Genomic DNA, 16,715 nt, shown 5'->3' on the forward strand with positions numbered 1-16,715 from the left:
GAGGGGAAGACATGAAGCGCGAAGGCGTCAAGCGGATGATCGGCGGCGGGGTGCTGTTCTTCCTGGTCGCGCCGGCGATCTTCGTCGCCGTCCTGCTGATCGGCGTCGGCAAGTCCGTCGCCGACATCGCCGGGTCCGACCCGGTCCAGCCCGGCGGCACCGCCCAGCTCGAGGCGGGGCAGAAGGTCTCGCTGCTCGTCTTCGCGGGCACCGCCACCGGCGACGGCGCCACCCAGGGCAGCGGCGTCCCCGCGCCGGACGAGACCTGCACCGTCACCGACCCGACCGGCCAGCCCGCCAACCTCACGCGCGACTCCGGCACCGAGGTCAGCGACGGCGGCCAGTCCTACCGCGAGGGCTACACGCTGACCGCCGGGCCGGCCGGGGCGTACACGATCACCTGCGGCAGCTCCGAGGTGCTGGTCGTGGACGAGAACGCCATGAGCGAGCTCGGTCGCAACGTCGGCGGCACGCTGGTCGCCGCGCTCGTCATCCCGTTCGTCGTCGGCGTCATCGGCCTCGCGCTGTTCATCTGGGGCCTGGTGAAGTTCAACCGGTCCAAGAAGGCGATGCCCGCCGGCGGCTACGGCCAGGGTCAGTACGCCTACGGCCAGCAGCAGTACGGCCAGCCGGGCTACGGCGGCGGGCAGCAGCCGTACGCCGGGCAGGACTACCCGCAGCAGGGCCAGCAGTCCTACGACGGCGGCCAGCAGTCGTACGGCAGTGACCAGCAGTACGGCCAGCAGGGACAGGGCGGCCGGGACGGGCAGAACCCGCCGCAGAACCCGTACGGCCCGGCCAGCTGACTCCGCGGAACGGATTCGGCGAGGCCGCATCGAGCGGATAACCTGTGAACGCTGTCGCCGCCGCGCGCCCGAGCGCGCCCTCCGGTCGCCGCGACAGCCCGCAACCATTGAACGAGTAGGTGGACAGTGCCATCCGGCAAGGTGAAGTTCTTCGACGCCGACAAGGGATTCGGCTTCGTCTCCGGTGACGACGGCCAGGACGTGTTCCTGCCGTCGAGCGCCCTGCCCTCCGGCGTGACCCAGCTCAAGAGCGGCACGCGGGTGGAGTACAGCGTCGCCGAGGGCCGCCGCGGCGCCCAGGCGCTCAGCCTGCAGGTGCTCGACCAGGGCCCCTCGCTGCAGGCCCGCGCGCGCAAGTCGCCCGAGGAGATGGCGATCATCGTCGAGGACCTGATCAAGCTCCTCGACGGGCTCGGCGGCTCGCTGCGCAAGGGGGGCTACCCCGCGAGCGCCCACACCCAGAAGGTCGCTGCCGTGCTGCGCGCGGTGGCCGACGACGTCGAGGGCTGACCATGGCTCCCGCGACCCGAGTACGCCCGGAGGACCTGGTGTCCGTCGGCGCGCCCGCCGAGGCGGTCGAGGCGGCCGCGCAGGGGGCGGTCGACACCGAGGCCACTGCTGAGGCGACGTCCGCCGAGGCCGCCGCGCCCGCGCGGGCCGGCCGCACGCGTACCCCGCGCGCCCCGAAGACCGACAAGGTGCTGGTCGACGACGCGGCCCAGGAGCTCGCGCTGGAGGCGGCGCGCGGCATCGCCCAGCCCGGCATGGTGGGCGACCACGTGCGGGTCGAGATGACCGCCGAGCGGCTCGCGACGCACTACTTCGCCTGCCTGGCCCCGGGTTACCCCGGCTGGCTGTGGAGCGTGTCGGTCGCGCGGGCGCCCCGGCAGAAGTTCGCGACGGTCTGCGAGACCAACCTGCTGCCCGGCGAGGGCGCGCTGCTGTCGCCGGAGTGGGTGCCCTACGCCGAGCGGCTCGCCCCTGGCGACATCGGGCCGGGCGACGTGACCCCGTTCGTCGCCGACGACCCGCTGCTCGAGGCCGGCTTCGAGGCCACCGGCGACGAGGACGTCGACCAGGTGGCGGTGTTCGAGCTGGGCCTCGGCCGTCCGCGCGTGCTGTCCGGCGAGGGGCGCGAGGTCGCCGCGACCCGGTGGTACGACGGGGAGAACGGCCCGGGCTCGGAGACCGCGAAGCAGGCGCCGGCGCCGTGCGCGACGTGCGGGTTCTTCGTGCCGATGTCGGGCGTGCTGCGTCAGGTGTTCGGCGTCTGCGCGAACGAGTGGTCGCCCTCCGACGGCACGGTCGTCTCGCTCGATCACGGCTGCGGGGCGCACTCCGAGGTCGACGCGCCCCAGCCCGAGCCGGAGAAGGTCGACCCGCCGGTCGTCGACGACCTGGCTGTCGTCAGCCTGGACTGATCCGGCGCCTGGACCGATCAGGCGTCGGCGGCGTTGCCGCGGCCGCGCCGCAGGTAGGCCCAGCCGAGCGCGCCCAGGCCGAGACCGGCGACGGGCACCCACAGCCACCAGTCGCGCTCGCCCGTGCGCAGCGCCGGGACAGCCAGCACCGCGACCAGGGCGAGCGCCCAGCAGGCGATCCCGATCTCGACGATGCGCAGCGTGTCGACCTGCAGCGGAGCCGGCGGCTCGGCGCGCGGATCGGGCTCGGCCGGGGTGGGTTCGGTCACGCCACCAGGATAGGTGGCGGGATTCGGTCTGCGCCGGGGCCGGGTGTTCCCTACTCTCACCCTCATGAGCAGTCCCGCACCTGCCGTCGCGCCGTCCGCCCTCGACCGCTTCTTCCACATCAGCGAGCGTGGCTCGTCGGTGGCCCAGGAGATCAGGGGCGGGTTCGTCACGTTCTTCGCGATGGCGTACATCGTCGTGCTGAACCCGCTGATCATCGGCACGGTGAAGGACGGCACCGGCGAGTTCCTCGGCGGCGGCCAGGCCCCGAACCTCGCGATGGTCGCGGCCTGCACCGGCCTGGTCGCTGGCGTCATGACGATCCTGATGGGGGTCGTCGCGAACTACCCGATGGCGCTCGCGACGGGGCTCGGGCTCAACGCGTTCGTGGCGTTCGGCATCGCGGCCACACCCGGCGTGACGTGGGCCGACGCCATGGGGCTCATCGTGCTGGAGGGCCTGATCATCCTGGTGCTGGTGCTCACCGGCATCCGCCGGGCGGTGCTCTACGCGATCCCGTCGGGGCTGAAGACCGCGATCACCATCGGCATCGGTCTGTTCCTGACGTTCATCGCGCTGTTCGACGCCGGCATCATCCGCAAGGCCCCGGCGACGCCGGTCGAGCTCGGCATCGGGGGCGAGCTGAGCGGGTGGCCGGCGCTGGTCTTCGTGCTCGGGCTGTTCACCATCGCGGTCCTGCTGGTGCGCAAGGTGACCGGCGCGATCCTGTACGGCATCGTCGGCGCGACCGTCCTGGCGCTGGTCGTCGAGGGGGTCGGCCGGATCGGCTCGCAGACCGACGCCACCGGCAAGGTGGTCAACCCCGCCGGGTGGAGCCTGAACGTGCCGAAGCTGCCCGAGCAGGTGGTCGCCACCCCGCAGTTCGACCTGCTCGGCAACTTCTCGCTGCTCGGGTCGTTCTCCTCGCTCGGAGTGATCGCCGCGATCCTCACGATCTTCACGCTGCTGCTCGCCGACTTCTTCGACACGATGGGCACGATGGTGGCCGTCGGGTCCGAGGGCGGGCTGCTCGACGAGGAGGGCAACCCGCTGAACAGCCAGCGCATCCTGATCGTCGACTCGGTCGCCGCCGCGGCAGGCGGCGCCGCGGGCGTCAGCAGCAACACGTCGTACATCGAGTCGGCGGCGGGTGTCGGCGACGGCGCCCGCACCGGGCTGGCGTCGGTGACGACGGGCGTGCTGTTCCTGCTGTCGATGTTCTTCGCGCCGCTGGTCAGCATCGTCCCGCACGAGGCCGCGACGCCCGCGCTGGTCATCGTCGGCTTCCTGATGATGCAGAACGTCACCGACATCGACTGGCGCGACATCGAGATCGCGCTGCCGGCCTTCCTCACGATGGTGCTGATGCCGTTCAGCTACTCCATCTCCGCCGGCATCGGCGTCGGCTTCATCGCCTACGTCGTGATGAAGGTCGTGCGCGGCAAGGCCTCGCAGATCCACCCGCTGCTGTGGGGCGTCGCGGGGCTGTTCGTGATCTATTTCGCGATCGACCCGATCAAGCAGGTCTTCGGAGTCGCCTGAGCCGCAACGGTTCTCGGCCGGTCGCGCCGGCTCACTCGACGCGGATCTCCTCCGGCCTGATGCGGGTCGTGGTCGCGACCGTGGTGAGGGCGGCGACGACCACGGCGCCGGCGGCGATGGCCGCGAGCAGCCCGGTGACCGCACCCCACGGATATCCGATCTCCGGCGCCGCGGGGGTGAGGTAGGCCGAGCCCGCCAGCGCCCCCGCCAGCACCGACAGCACCCCGCCGGCGACGATCGGCAGCGCGGCCTCCCACCACTGCGCGCCGCGCAGGGTGCCGGGCGAGGTGCCGACCAGGCGCAGGCTGGTGAGCTCGCGACGGCGTACGAGCGCGCGGTCCACGAGCGTGATCGCCAGCCCGAGCAGGCCCAGGGCGAGGATGGTCCCGGCCACGGTCCACAGCGCGCGGCGCAGGCTCTCCACGAAGTCGTACGAGCCGAGGTCGGCCGAGCTCAGGAACGCGTGGTTCGCGTCGGGGCTGGGCCCCTCGATCAGGTCCCGACCGGGGCCCGCGACGACCCGGACGTCCCGGTCGGTCCGGGGGAGCAGCGCGGCGATCCCGGGGGCCGACGGCGGGATCACCATCGCGAAGTTCTGCCCCAACGGATCCTCGCCCCGTGCCTGCACGGGCGTGCCGACGACCGGCACCTCGGCGCCGACCGACCGCGACTGCACCGTGGCGCGGGCCACGAGGTCGCGGTCGCCCATGGGCCACAGGTTCGTCGGGCGGCCGTCCACGCACCCGCGCAGCTGCGGCGCCACGCGGCGCAGGTCGGCGCAGGTGGCGACCAGGGCGTTCCCGACGTAACCGCCCGGTGGGCTGCCGTTGGGGTCGACGCCGGGCTCCGCCAGCTGCACGACGGGCAGGGCGGTGACCGACCGGGCGCCGGGCAGCGCGCGGCCCTCCTCGATCGCGCGGGGGGTCTCGGCCACCGAGGCGGTCGTCCACAGCCGCTGCTCCGACTCCAGGGAACGCTTGGCCTCGAGGTACTGCGGGGTGGTCTCGAACGCGACGAGCACGCCCCGGGCGCCGACCACCACGAACACGCCGATCATGAGTGCGGCCACGGTGCGGGTGACTCCAGCCGGCTGGGCCTGCAGGCGGCGGGCCGCGACGAGCAGGCTCGGTCGCGTGGCGACCCGGAGCAGCAGGTCGGCGGTGAGCCGCACGAACACCGGCACGATCAGCACGATGCCGAGACCGACGAGCGTCACGCCGGCCAGGACGACCGTGCCCCAGGCCCCACCGAGGTTGTCCGGCTTCTGGATCCGGACGACGGCGCACAGGGCCAGGCCGAGCGCCAGGGGCGCGGCGCGCCACAGGCTCGGGCGGCGGGCGTCGGCCCGGTTGGCGGTGGCGACCGCGCTGGAGATGTCTGTGCGCACCGGGATCACCGCGACGGCGACCACGGCGAGCGGCACGCCGACGAGCGCCAGCAGCCAGCCGAGCCAGCCCGGGTCGAGCTGGGCGGCGGTGCGCTCGGCCGTCACCAGGCGTACGCCTGCCAGCACCGGGCGCAGCGCGACGAACGCCACGGCCCCGACGACGGCGCCGACCAGCGCGGCGACGACCGCCTCGACGGCAGCCGTGAGCCGGGTCTCGGCAGGGCTGACGCCCAGCAGCCGCAGGCCCGCGAGGCGGCGGTCGCGCACCGTGGCGGAGAGCCGGCCGACGCTGGCGGCCAGTGCGAGCGTCGGCAGGGCGACCGTCGCGAGCACCGCGAGGTTGAGGCGCTGCAGCTCGGCCGCGGCGTACTGACCGACGAACGACTGCGTCTCGGCGCGCACCGACGCGGTGACCGCGAGCAGCACGAACGCCGAGAGCGCGCAGGCGATCGCGACGAGGACCGACCGGCCGCGCTGGCCGGGGGAGCCCCACGCCAGGCGCAGCCCGAGCCGCGCTGCCGGCTTCATCGTGCCCCGGCGACGGGCGCGTCGAGCGCCCCGTCGCGCATCGTCACCAGCTCGTCGAGCGAGGACGCGACCCGGTGGTCGTGGGTCACGACCAGCAGGGCGGCGCCGATGCTGGCGGTCAGTCCGACCAGGGCGTCGAGCACGACCTCGCCGGTGACCGTGTCGAGCGACCCGGTGGGCTCGTCGGCGAGCACGACCGCGGGGCGGTGCACGAGCGCCCGGGCGACGGCCGCACGCTGGGCCTGGCCTCCGGAGACGGCGCCGGCGCGCCGGTCGGCGACGTCACCGACGCCGAGGTCGTCGAGCAGCTCGCGGGCCGTGGCCGTCGCCGCCTGCCGGGAGCGGCCGAGCAGCATCAGCGGCAGCGCGGCGTTCTCGACGAGCGTCAGCTCGGGCACCAGGTCGCCGCGCTGGAAGACGATGCCGAAGCGCTCCAGCCGCAGCCGGCTGCGCCTCGCCTCGGACAGGCCCGTCAGGTCCGTGCCGTCGAGCGTCACCCGCCCGGAGTCGGGCAGGATCACCCCGCACAGGCAGTGCAGCAGGCTGGACTTCCCGCTGCCGGACGGGCCCATCAGCGCCGTGCGTTCCCCCGGTCGAAGAGTCAGTGACACGCCGCCCAGGGCCGGCGTCGGCCCGTAGGACAGGTGCAGGTCAGTTGCCTCGAGCATCGTTTCCCTCCTTGCGAATCTGCTTGGCCAGCAATTCGATTCGAGTGCCCGACTCCTCGATCCAGCGCAGGTCCGCGTCGAGGTGGGCGAGCTCGTACGTCGTCGTCAGCAGGTCTGCGCCGGTCGCCTTGCGACGGAGTTCCTGCAGCACGCGCATCCGTTCGAGGTGCGCCGCGCGCTGTGCGTCGAGGATGCGTTCGACGGGCCGCCCGGACAGCAGCGCCACGGTCACCCGCGCGCACAGGTCGCTGGTGGCGAACTCGTCAGGCGCCTGCGACTCGAAGACCCACTGGTCGACCCGCGCGACCCCGGCGGGCGTGATGCCGTAGCTGCGACGGTCGGGGCCGCCCCCTGGATCGACCCCGACCATCGCGGCGAGGCCGTCGCGCTCCAGCCGCCCGAGCGTCGCGTAGACCTGCCCGAACGCCAACGGCCGCCGCTGCGCGAACCAGGTGTCGAACTTCTGCTTCAGCGTGTAGCCGTGCGCGGGCTCGGGCTCCAGGAGCGCGAGCAGAGTGGTGGCCGTCGACATGCCGGCGACTGTACACCGAGAGTATTCACTGAGTGAGTACTTGGCGCGTGTCGTGTCGAGGGATCGCTGACCGGTCCGCCGCCCGACGCAGCGGCCAGCCGATCGCGTCACCAGCCTCCCGGGTCAGTACAGCTAGTCGGCGTGCTCGGACAGGTCCTCGGCATCGACGATGCGGTAGGCGTAGCCCTGCTCGGCGAGGAAGCGCTGGCGGTGGGCGGCGAACTCGGCGTCGACCGTGTCGCGGGTGACGACGGTGTAGAAGTGCGCGGTGCGGCCGTCGCCCTTCGGGCGCAGCACGCGGCCGAGGCGCTGGGCCTCCTCCTGGCGCGAGCCGAACGTGCCCGACACCTGGATCGCGACCGACGCCTCGGGCAGGTCGATCGAGAAGTTGGCGACCTTGCTCACCACGAGCAGCGAGATCTCGCCGTCGCGGAACGCCTGGAACAGCTTCTGCCGCTGGCCGACGGGGGTCTCGCCGGTGATCAGGTCGGCGCCGAGCCGCTCGGCGAGCCCCTCGAGCTGGTCGAGGTACTGCCCGATCACCAGGGTCGGGGCACCGCGGTGCTGCTCGACGATCCGCTCGACCACGCCGTCCTTGACCGGCGCGCACGACGACAGCCGGTAGCGGTCCTCGGGCTCGGCGGTGGCGTACGTCATCCGCTCGGACTCCGACAGCGTCACCCGCACCTCGACGCAGTCGGCGGGCGCGATGTAGCCCTGCGCCTCGATGTCCTTCCAGGGGGCGTCGTAGCGCTTGGGCCCGATCAGGCTGAACACGTCGGACTCGCGGCCGTCCTCGCGCACGAGCGTGGCGGTCAGGCCGAGGCGCCGCCGCGCCTGCAGGTCGGCGGTCATCCGGAAGATCGGCGCGGGCAGCAGGTGCACCTCGTCGTAGACGACCAGGCCCCAGTCGCGCGCGTCGAGCAGGTCGAGGTGGGGGTAGATGCCCTTCCGCTTCACGGTCAGCACCTGGTAGGTCGCGATCGTGACCGGCCGGATCTCCTTGCGGGACCCGGAGTACTCACCGATCTCGTCCTCGGTGAGCGTCGTGCGGGCGAGCAGCTCGTCGCGCCACTGCCGCGCGCTCACCGTGTTGGTGACCAGGATGAGCGTGGTGGCCTTGGCCTCGGCCATCGCCCCGGCGCCCACCAGCGTCTTGCCGGCGCCGCAGGGCAGCACGACCACGCCCGACCCGCCGTGCCAGAAACCGTCGACGGCCTGCTGCTGGTAGGGCCGCAGCTCCCAGCCGTCGTGGCTGAGGTCGATATGGTGCGCCTCGCCGTCGACGTAGCCCGCGAGGTCGTCGGCCGGCCAGCCCACCTTGATGAGCTGCTGCTTGATCGCGCCGCGCTCGGAGTTGTGCACCGCGACCGTGAGGTCGTCGAGTCGCTGCCCCACGAGGGGCTGGATCTTCTTGTGCCGCAACACTTCTTCGAGCACCGGCTTGTCGGTGGTGACCAGCACCAGCTGCTCGCCGTCGCGCTCGAGCCGCAGCCGGCCGTAGCGGTCCATCGTCTCGGCCACGTCGATCAGCAGCGCCTGCGGCACGGGGTAGCGGGAGAACCGGATGAGCGCGTCGACGACCTGCTCGGCGTCGTGCCCGGCGGCTCGTGCGTTCCACAGCGCGAGCGGCGTCACCCGATAGGTGTGCACGTGCTCGGGGGCTCGCTCGAGCTCGGCGAACGGCGCGATCGCGCGCCGCGCCTCCTCGGCCTGCTCGTGGTCGACCTCCAGCAGGATGGTCTTGTCGCTCTGGACGATCAGTGGCCCGTCGGCCATACGTGCACTTCCCCTCGTAGTCCGCCAGGAGAGTAACGATCCGGGCCGCCGGATCCTTCCCGCGCCAGCACGGCGCAGATCCTCGACGCGGTTGCCGACGGCAGACGGTGATCGTCGTCGACGCCTCGGCCGTCGTGGAGGCGCTCGTCGGGCTCGAGCCCGACCCGTGGCTGTGGGACGCGCTGGCCGGCGAGCTGGCGGCGCCGCAGCTGCTGGACGTGGGGGTGCTGTCGGCGCTGCGCGGCCTCACCCTCGCCCACCGCCTCGAGCAGAAGGTGGCTGAGCAGGCGGTCCAGGACCACTTCTCCCTGAACATCCACCGGCACGAGATGGCGCCGCTCGCGACCCGGGTCTGGGGCCCGCGTCACCGGTTCACGGCGTACGACGCGAACTACCTCGCGCTCGCAGAGGGGCTCGGCGTGCCGCTCGTCACCTGCGACGCGAAGCTGGCGACCGACGGTCACGCCGCCGAGGTGCGGGTGGCCTCGCCCAGCCGCCGGTGAGTCGCGTCAGGTGCGACGATGCTGGGCATGACCGCGAACCTGCCGATGACCGTGCCGATGGACGGCATGCCCGACCGCATCACGATCTACGAGGTCGGCCCGCGCGACGGTCTGCAGAACGAGAAGTCGGTCGTGCCGACCGAGGTCAAGGCCGAGTTCGTGCAGCGGCTCGTCGGTGCCGGGCTGGAGACGGTCGAGACCACCTCGTTCGTGCCGCCGTCGTGGATCCCCCAGCTGTCCGACGCACCCGACCTGCTGCAGCAGCTCGCGGACACGGGGCACGGCCCGAAGCGACCGGTGCTCGTGCCCAACGAGCGCGGTCTCGACAACGCGCTCGCGGCCGGCGTCGGCGCCATCGCGATCTTCGGCTCGGCCACCGAGACCTTCGCGCAGAAGAACCTCAACCGCTCGGTCGCCGAGTCGGTCGAGATGTTCACCCCGGTCGTGCGGCGCGCGCGCGAGGCGGGCCTGTGGGTGCGGGCCTACGTGTCGATGTGCTTCGGCGACCCGTGGGAGGGCCCGGTGCCCGTCGAGCAGGTCGTCGACGTGTGCGCGCGGCTGATGGACCTCGGCTGCGACCAGCTCAGCATCGGCGACACCATCGGCGTCGGGACGGTCGGTCACGTGGCCAAGCTGCTGGAATCCCTTGACGCGCAAGGCATCCCGGCGTCGAAGACCGCGGTGCACTTCCACGACACCTACGGTCAGGCGCTGTCCAACACGCTGACCGCGCTGCGCCACGGGGTCACCGTCGTCGACGCCTCGACCGGCGGCCTGGGCGGCTGCCCGTACGCCAGGAGCGCCACCGGCAACCTCGCCACAGAGGACCTCGTGTGGGCCTGCCGCGGTCTCGGCATCGAGACCGGTGTCGACCTGGACGCGCTGGTCGGCACGAGCCTGTGGATGGCCGAGCAGCTGGGGCGGCCCTCGCCGTCCGCGGTAGTCCGGGCGCTCGGCGGCGCCTGAGGCGCGCGGCAGGTCAGACCGACGTACGCCGTCCGAGCCGTGCGCGCAGCGCCGCCCGGAGCTCCTGCTCCTGCTCCGGACCCACCGGCGCCGCCGGCTGTTGCGGGACGAAGCGGGCGCCGTCGGCGTCCAGCAGCACCCACGACCCCTCGCGCACCGGGCCGTGCACGAGCGCGGTGCCGGCGGCGTGCGGGTGGGCGCGGCCGAGGTCGAGCAGCCACGCGGGCCGCCCGTCCTGCACGAGCAGCGCCTGCCAGGTGTTGAGGTCGGTGCGCAGCGCGAGGAACGGCCAGGGGCGGCCGGGCTCGCGCGCGGCGGCGCTCAGCCGGGCCAGCGTGCGCGCCGCGCCGAGCAGCCCGTAGCCGACGACCAGCAGCCCCGGCACGACGAACACCCATCCGCGGGGCAGCCCCAGCAGCCCCATGCCGAGCACGATCGCGGCGAACCACCACAGCACCGGACGGTGCAGCGCGGCCCGCCACCGCTGCCGGCGCTCGGGCAGGACCACCTGCTCCTCGGCGTACCAGCTCTCCCGGGCGGCCACCGCCTGCCACAGCTGGACGAACGAGGCCCCCGCCGGGACGTACGCCGTCGCGCCCGCCCCGGGGTCGGGCTCCTCCGGGAGCAGTCGGGTCGGGCGCCGGGCGATGCGCACCGCACCGGTCACGAGCTGCACCGTCGCGAGCAGCAGCATCGGCAGCAGGGTGAGCACGGTGACGGCGACGAGGGTCTCGTCGGAGATCGTCCAGCGGCTCAGCGGCCACGGCATCGTGTGGATCGTGACCTGCTCGCCGGCGCTCGCGAACCAGTCGCGGCAGCCGAGCTCGCTGGTGGCGCCGTCGGCCCAACGCACCTCGCAGCGCTCGCCTTTCGCCGGGTGCTCCCAGGTGCGCACGATCGAGACGGTGCGGTCTGAGCCGAGCCAGTAGAGCAGGTGCGTCACGACCGGGATCGGCACGATCAGCGCCAGCACGACCCCGATCCAGCGCGGCCCCGCGAGCCACCAGCGCCGCGGCCAGGCCAGCGGCCGCCGGCCCTCCACGGCGAGCGCCTGCCGCCACGCGCGCAGCACGCCGACGGTCCAGCGCTGTCCGGACTCGTCGCGCAGGACCACGGCATCGACCTCGCCCACGCCCTCGCGGACGTACGACCTCGCGACGGGGGCCTGGCGCAGCGACTCCAGCGGCAGGACCGCGTGCAGCCGGGACCCGACGACGCGGCCGGTGGGGCCGTCGAGGACCAGGCGGGCCATCTGCTCGCTGCGGGCGCCGCCGTGGCCGACGCGTCCGGGGTGCTGGACGAACGCGGGCAGCGCCACCCCGCCGCGACGGCGCCGCGCGAGCCGGATGCTGGCCCACGGCAGCACCACGACGCCGATCAGGGTGAACGCCGCGGTGAGCAGCTCGGCGACGAGGCGCGTCAGGGTGCTCCCGGAGTCCACGTCCGCGACTGTATCCACGCGCTGACGCATCCCCGGCGCGGCGAGCAGGCCCCGCCCGTATGTTGGGCGGCATGACGTCTTCCGGCCTGACCCTGGACAACTTCGACCGCGACGTGCGCCCGCAGGACGACCTGTTCGGCTTCGTCAACGGGGCGTGGGTGCGCGAGCACGAGATCCCCGAGGACCGGGCCCGCTACGGCTCGTTCGACCGGCTGCGCGAGGAGTCCGAGGCGGCCATGCGCGAGCTGATCACCGAGGCGGCCGGCGCGTCGGCCGAGCCGGGCACCCCGCGCCGGCAGGTGGGTGACCTGTTCACCTCGTTCATGGACGAGGAGCAGATCGAGCAGCTGGGCGCCGAGCCGATCCGCGAGGACCTCGCGCTGGCCGACGGGCTGCAGACCGCGACCGACCTGGTGCGCGCGTCAGGAGCGTTGGCGCGCAAGGGGATCGACGGTTTCGTCGGGTTCTACTCCATCGCCGACGCGCGCGAGTCGACCACGAACGTGCTCTACCTCGCGCAGCACGGCATCGGCCTGCCCGACGAGTCCTACTACCGCGAGGACCAGCACGCCGAGACCCGCGAGAAGTACGTCGCCCACATCGGGCGGATGTTCGAGCTCGCCGGGCTCGACCCCGAGCAGGCGCAGGTCGTCATGGACCTGGAGACGCGGCTGGCCAAGGCGCACTGGGACCGGGTCGCCAACCGCGACGCGGTGAAGACGTACAACAAGACCACGCGCACCGAGCTGGACGAGCTGACCCCGGGCGTCGACTGGTCGGCGTGGCTCGAGGGGGTCGGCGCCGAGGAGTCGGTGCTCGACCCGGTCGTCGTCGAACAGCCTTCGTACCTCACGGGATTCGCCGAGGCGCTCGCGCAGGAGCCCATCGAGGCGTGGCGCGCCTGGCTGCGCTGGCGGATCATCTCCTCGCGCGCGGCATACCTCAGCGGGGCGTTCGTCGACGAGCAGTTCGAGTTCGTCGGCAAGCAGCTCTCGGGCATCCCGCAGCTGAAGGAGCGGTGGAAGCGCGGCGTGGGGCTCGTCGAGGAGCTGATCGGCGAGGCGGCCGGTCAGCTGTACGTCGAGAAGCACTTCCCGCCGCACGCCAAGGAGCGCATGGAGAACCTCGTCGCCAACCTCGTCGAGGCCTACCGCCGCGACTTCGAGTCGCTGCCGTGGATGAGCCAGGCGACGCGCGACAAGGCGCTGGAGAAGCTGGCCAAGTTCACGCCGAAGATCGGCTACCCGCAGGAGTGGAAGGACTACTCCTCCATCGAGATCGACGCCGCCGACCTGGTCGGCAACGTCGACCGAGCGACCGCGTGGGAGGTCGACCGGATGCTCACCCGCGTCGGCGACCCGGTCGACAAGAACGAATGGTTCATGACCCCGCAGACGGTCAACGCGTACTACATGCCGGTGATGAACGAGATCGTCTTCCCGGCCGCGATCCTGCAGCCGCCGTTCTTCGACGTCGACGCCGAGGACGCGGTCAACTACGGCGGCATCGGCGCGGTCATCGGGCACGAGATCGGTCACGGGTTCGACGACCAGGGAAGCCGTTTCGACGGCGACGGCAACCTCACCGACTGGTGGACCGAGGACGACCGCGAGCGCTTCGACGGCCTGGCCAAGAAGCTCGTCGAGCAGTTCGACCGGCTCGAGCCGCGCGACGCGCCGGGGCAGAAGATCAACGGCGGCCTCACCGTCGGCGAGAACATCGGCGACCTGGGCGGGCTGACCATCGGCTACAAGGCGTTCCAGATCGCGCAGGAGACCGAGGCCTCGCCCGAGCTCGACGGCTTCACCGGCGACGAGCGGTTCTTCCTCGGGTGGGCGCAGGTGTGGTGCGGCAAGGCGCGCGAGGCCGAGGCCAAGCGGCTGCTGACGATCGATCCGCACGCGCCGACCGACCAGCGCGCCAACGTGGCCCGCAACCTGCAGGAGTTCCACGACACGTTCGGTGTGGCCGAGGGCGACGGGATGTTCCTGGCCGAGGACGACCGGGTGCGAATCTTCTGATGACGCAACCGAACTCGTACGGCAGCTGGCCCTCGCCCATCACGGCCGACTACGTGCACGGCAGCACGGTGGGGCGCGGCCAGCCCTGGGCCGACGGGGAGCACGTCTACTGGCGGGAGACCCGCCCGCAGGACGAGGGGCGCAGCGCGCTGGTGCGTCGGGCACCCGACGGCAGCACGACGGACGTGTCGCTGCCGGGGCAGGACGTGCGCACCACGCTGCACGAGTACGGCGGCGGCGACTATGCGGTCCGCGACGGGATCGTGGTCTACGTCGTGCGCGACGGGCAGCGCGTCTGGGTGTCGCGCGACGGCGGCGAGCCGCGGCCGGTGACCGCCGAGACCGACGGGCTCGTGCGCTACTCCGGTTTCTGCATCGACCCGCGGCGCGGCGTCGCGTACGCCATCCGCGAGGACCAGCGCGACCCGAGCCTCGAGCCGGTCACCTCCTTGGTGCGGCTGGACCTGTCCGGCGACGGCTCGGGCGTGGGCGAGGTGCTGCAGCCCGGCCGGGAGCGCCAGGTCGCCGACCAAGCCGGTCGAGTAGCGCGAGGGACGAGCGCGTATCGAGACCAGGCCGAGCCTGGTCAAGATGGTCGAGTAGCGCGAGGGACGAGCGCGTATCGAGACCACGCCGAGCCTGGTCAAGCCGGTCGAGTAGCGCGAGGGACGAGCGCGTATCGAGACCAGGCCGAGCCGGACGACACCCCCGCCCCGCCCGACTTCGTGCTGGATCCCGCGTTGTCGCCGGACGGGCGCCGGCTCGCCTGGCTGACCTGGAACCACCCCCAGATGGCCTGGGACGGCACCTTCTTGTGGGTCGCCGAGCTCGACGACGCGGGCGACCTGCGCGAGGCGCGCGTGGTGGCGGGGTCGACCGATGAGTCGCTGGAGGAACCGACCTGGCTCGACGAGAACCGGCTGCTGGTCCTGAGCGACCGCAGCGGCTGGAGCACGTTCCACCTGCTCGACCTGCGCGAGGAGTCGGCGGGGCTGCGGCCGGTGCACGACGACCAGCACGACTACGGCATGCCGCGCTGGGTGCCGCACATGCGCAGCTTCGCCCTGCTCGACGACGGTCGCGTGCTGGCAGGCCGCATCGTCGAGGGTTTCCGCGGTGCCGTCCTGCTCGACCCGAGCAGCGGTGACGTGACCGACGTCGAGCTGCCGATCACGTACATCGACCAGGTCGGCGCCGCCCCCGGCAGCAAGGCGGTGGCCGTGGTCGGCGCGGCGGACGCGATGCCGACCGTGGTGCGCATCGACCCGGACGAGGCGACCCTGACGCCGCTCGCGGGTGAGACCGACGAGCTGCTCGAGCGGTTCGCCGCGCCGCCCGAGGCGATCACCTGGAGCGGTTTCGACGGGCAGACCGCGCACGGATTCCTCTATCTGCCAAGGAATCCCAACGTCGTCGTTCCCGAGGGGCAGCGGCCGCCGCTGCTGGTCACGACCCACGGTGGGCCGACCGCCGCGACGGCTGCGGTCGCGACCCGGGCGCGGACGTACTGGACCTCCCGCGGCTTCGCGGTGCTGGACGTGAACTACGCCGGGTCCACCGGCTTCGGCCGGGCGTACCGCGAGCGGCTGCGCGGGCAGTGGGGCGTCGCCGACGTGCAGGACGCCGCTCTCGGCGCGCAGCACCTGGCCGACAGCGGTGTCGTGGACGCCGAGCGGATGGCGATCCGCGGCGGGAGCGCGGGTGGCTACCTGACGTTGGCGGCGCTGACCACGACCGACGTGTTCTCAGCCGGCACAAGCCTTTTCGGCATCGCCGACGTCGGCGCGCTGGCCGAGCACACGCACAAGCTGGAGAGCCGCTACACGTGGGGACTCATCGGTCCGTGGCCGGACGACCGGTCGACGTACGACGAGCGCTCGCCGATCAACCACCTCGACGGACTCTCCGCGCCGCTGCTCCTGCTGCAGGGTGACGAGGACAAGGTCGTCCCGCCGAGTCAGGCGCAGATGATGGCGGATGCGTTGCAGCGCAAGGGGATTGCGCACGCGCTGGTCCTTTTCGCGGGGGAGGGCCACGGCTTCCGGGTGCCCGCCAACCAGATCCGCGCGCAGGAGCTGGAGCTGTCGTTCTACGGCCAGGTGTTCGGCTTCGACCCGGCCGGTGAGGTGCAGCAGGTCACGCTGTCGTGAACGGCTGGCGGGTGCGCGCTGTCGGGGACGACCTGGACGTGGTCGACCCCGCCGGGCGCTGGCAGCTGCGGGTGACGTGCGCGGCGTCGGCCGAGGGTTGGGAGGCCGCGAGGCGCGGTCGCATCCCCCTCGACGCGGCCTGCACGCTCCAGACCCCGGCAGGTGAGCAGGTGACCTGTCGGCCGCGCGCGGAGATCCCGTTGCGTCGCAGGTCCGCCACGCGCGACGTCACCCTCGCCGGCAGGGCGTACTCCTATCGGCCCACCACCGACCGCGTCTCGGTGCTGGAGCGTGACGGGGTGCGGATCGCGCGGCTGCACAAGTCGTGGCAGCTGGTGTGGAGCGGGCGACGGCCGAGCACCAAGGACCTCGGCTTCACGATGGAGGCGTCGGCGCCACTGGACGTGCTCGACGAGGCGCTCGTCGTCGCGTTCGGCGCCGTGATCGCCCCGCCGGGCCACGAGGGAGCCGTCACCAGGATCGTGCGGTGCCCGATCCGCCTGGCGTCCTCGACGGCCGACCTGCTGCAGGTCTGAGCCGAGCTGCTCGGGGCGGCGGATGTCCGCCGGGGCGTGCGCGGGGCGTGCGTACGACGTTGCGGTTGTCCGCCGGAGCGTGCGGTGGGGCGCTCGGGGAGGCGGTTGTCCGCCGGAGCGTGCGCGGTGCGTGCGTACGACGTCGCGGTCCACCGTCGAGGGGTGCGG

15 protein-coding genes are annotated in these 16,715 nt (G+C 72.8%); 9 read left to right on the forward strand and 6 right to left on the reverse strand.

Annotated features, from left to right (window positions below):
- The first annotated feature begins 11 nt into the window (after positions 1–11).
- From FB554_RS00730 to FB554_RS00740, 3 genes are all read left to right on the forward strand, one after another.
- Positions 12–806: a hypothetical protein gene (locus FB554_RS00730; RefSeq protein ID WP_142004185.1), complete on the forward strand. Its 795-nt coding sequence runs from the start codon at positions 12–14 to the stop codon at positions 804–806.
- Between the two features lie 126 nt (positions 807–932).
- A complete protein-coding gene (locus tag FB554_RS00735; RefSeq protein WP_142004186.1) occupies positions 933–1,316 on the forward strand; it encodes a cold-shock protein in 384 nt (127 codons plus the stop codon).
- Between the two features lie 2 nt (positions 1,317–1,318).
- Complete coding sequence (locus FB554_RS00740) at positions 1,319–2,227, forward strand: DUF3027 domain-containing protein (RefSeq protein ID WP_142004187.1); 909 nt, start codon at positions 1,319–1,321, stop codon at positions 2,225–2,227.
- Positions 2,228–2,244: 17 nt separating this feature from the next.
- Here the strand turns inward: FB554_RS00740 and FB554_RS00745 are convergent, their stop codons facing one another.
- Positions 2,245–2,496 carry a DUF2530 domain-containing protein gene (locus FB554_RS00745; RefSeq protein WP_236022203.1) on the reverse strand — a complete coding sequence of 84 codons (252 nt, stop codon included), beginning with the start codon at positions 2,494–2,496 and terminating at the stop codon, positions 2,245–2,247.
- Between the two features lie 64 nt (positions 2,497–2,560).
- Between FB554_RS00745 and FB554_RS00750 the strand changes: the two genes are divergently transcribed.
- The gene (locus FB554_RS00750; RefSeq protein WP_142004189.1) at positions 2,561–4,036 is read left to right on the forward strand and encodes an NCS2 family permease; all 1,476 of its coding nucleotides are present in this window, start codon (positions 2,561–2,563) and stop codon (positions 4,034–4,036) included.
- A gap of 31 nt (positions 4,037–4,067) precedes the next feature.
- Here the strand turns inward: FB554_RS00750 and FB554_RS00755 are convergent, their stop codons facing one another.
- The 4 genes from FB554_RS00755 to FB554_RS00770 all read right to left on the reverse strand — a co-directional run bounded on the left by FB554_RS00755 (position 4,068) and on the right by FB554_RS00770 (position 8,930).
- On the reverse strand, positions 4,068–5,951 hold the full coding sequence (locus FB554_RS00755) for an FtsX-like permease family protein (protein ID WP_142004190.1): 1,884 nt from the start codon (positions 5,949–5,951) through the stop codon (positions 4,068–4,070).
- Positions 5,948–6,619, reverse strand: a complete 672-nt coding sequence (locus FB554_RS00760; RefSeq protein ID WP_142004191.1) for an ABC transporter ATP-binding protein — start codon at positions 6,617–6,619, stop codon at positions 5,948–5,950. The genes FB554_RS00755 and FB554_RS00760 overlap by 4 nt, the downstream gene beginning before the upstream one ends.
- On the reverse strand, positions 6,603–7,151 hold the full coding sequence (locus FB554_RS00765; protein WP_142004192.1) for a PadR family transcriptional regulator: 549 nt from the start codon (positions 7,149–7,151) through the stop codon (positions 6,603–6,605). The genes FB554_RS00760 and FB554_RS00765 overlap by 17 nt, the downstream gene beginning before the upstream one ends.
- Before the next feature lie 132 nt (positions 7,152–7,283).
- Positions 7,284–8,930 carry a DNA repair helicase XPB gene (locus tag FB554_RS00770; protein ID WP_142004193.1) on the reverse strand — a complete coding sequence of 549 codons (1,647 nt, stop codon included), beginning with the start codon at positions 8,928–8,930 and terminating at the stop codon, positions 7,284–7,286.
- A 107-nt stretch (positions 8,931–9,037) separates the two neighbouring features.
- Between FB554_RS00770 and FB554_RS00775 the strand changes: the two genes are divergently transcribed.
- Both FB554_RS00775 and FB554_RS00780 read left to right on the forward strand, forming a co-directional pair.
- On the forward strand, positions 9,038–9,433 hold the full coding sequence (locus tag FB554_RS00775) for a type II toxin-antitoxin system VapC family toxin (RefSeq protein ID WP_142004194.1): 396 nt from the start codon (positions 9,038–9,040) through the stop codon (positions 9,431–9,433).
- Positions 9,434–9,460: 27 nt separating this feature from the next.
- Positions 9,461–10,399 (forward strand): hydroxymethylglutaryl-CoA lyase, encoded by a 939-nt coding sequence (locus FB554_RS00780; protein ID WP_142004195.1) that lies wholly within the window; start codon positions 9,461–9,463, stop codon positions 10,397–10,399.
- 13 nt (positions 10,400–10,412) lie between these two features.
- Here FB554_RS00780 and FB554_RS00785 read toward each other — a convergent pair whose 3' ends face one another.
- On the reverse strand, positions 10,413–11,840 hold the full coding sequence (locus FB554_RS00785) for a hypothetical protein (protein WP_142004196.1): 1,428 nt from the start codon (positions 11,838–11,840) through the stop codon (positions 10,413–10,415).
- Between the two features lie 71 nt (positions 11,841–11,911).
- Here FB554_RS00785 and FB554_RS00790 point away from each other — a divergent pair, with 71 nt between their 5' ends.
- From FB554_RS00790 to FB554_RS00800, 3 genes are read left to right on the forward strand one after another with little or no spacing between them, the layout of a single operon-like run.
- Complete coding sequence (locus tag FB554_RS00790) at positions 11,912–13,861, forward strand: M13 family metallopeptidase (protein WP_142004197.1); 1,950 nt, start codon at positions 11,912–11,914, stop codon at positions 13,859–13,861.
- On the forward strand, positions 13,861–16,011 hold the full coding sequence (locus tag FB554_RS00795) for an alpha/beta hydrolase family protein (RefSeq protein ID WP_142004198.1): 2,151 nt from the start codon (positions 13,861–13,863) through the stop codon (positions 16,009–16,011). Before FB554_RS00790 ends, FB554_RS00795 begins: the two co-directional genes overlap by 1 nt.
- A gap of 11 nt (positions 16,012–16,022) precedes the next feature.
- Complete coding sequence (locus tag FB554_RS00800) at positions 16,023–16,547, forward strand: hypothetical protein (protein ID WP_170206737.1); 525 nt, start codon at positions 16,023–16,025, stop codon at positions 16,545–16,547.
- Positions 16,548–16,715 lie beyond the last annotated feature (168 nt).

Source organism: Barrientosiimonas humi, assembly GCF_006716095.1.
Taxonomy (GTDB): domain Bacteria; phylum Actinomycetota; class Actinomycetes; order Actinomycetales; family Dermatophilaceae; genus Barrientosiimonas; species Barrientosiimonas humi.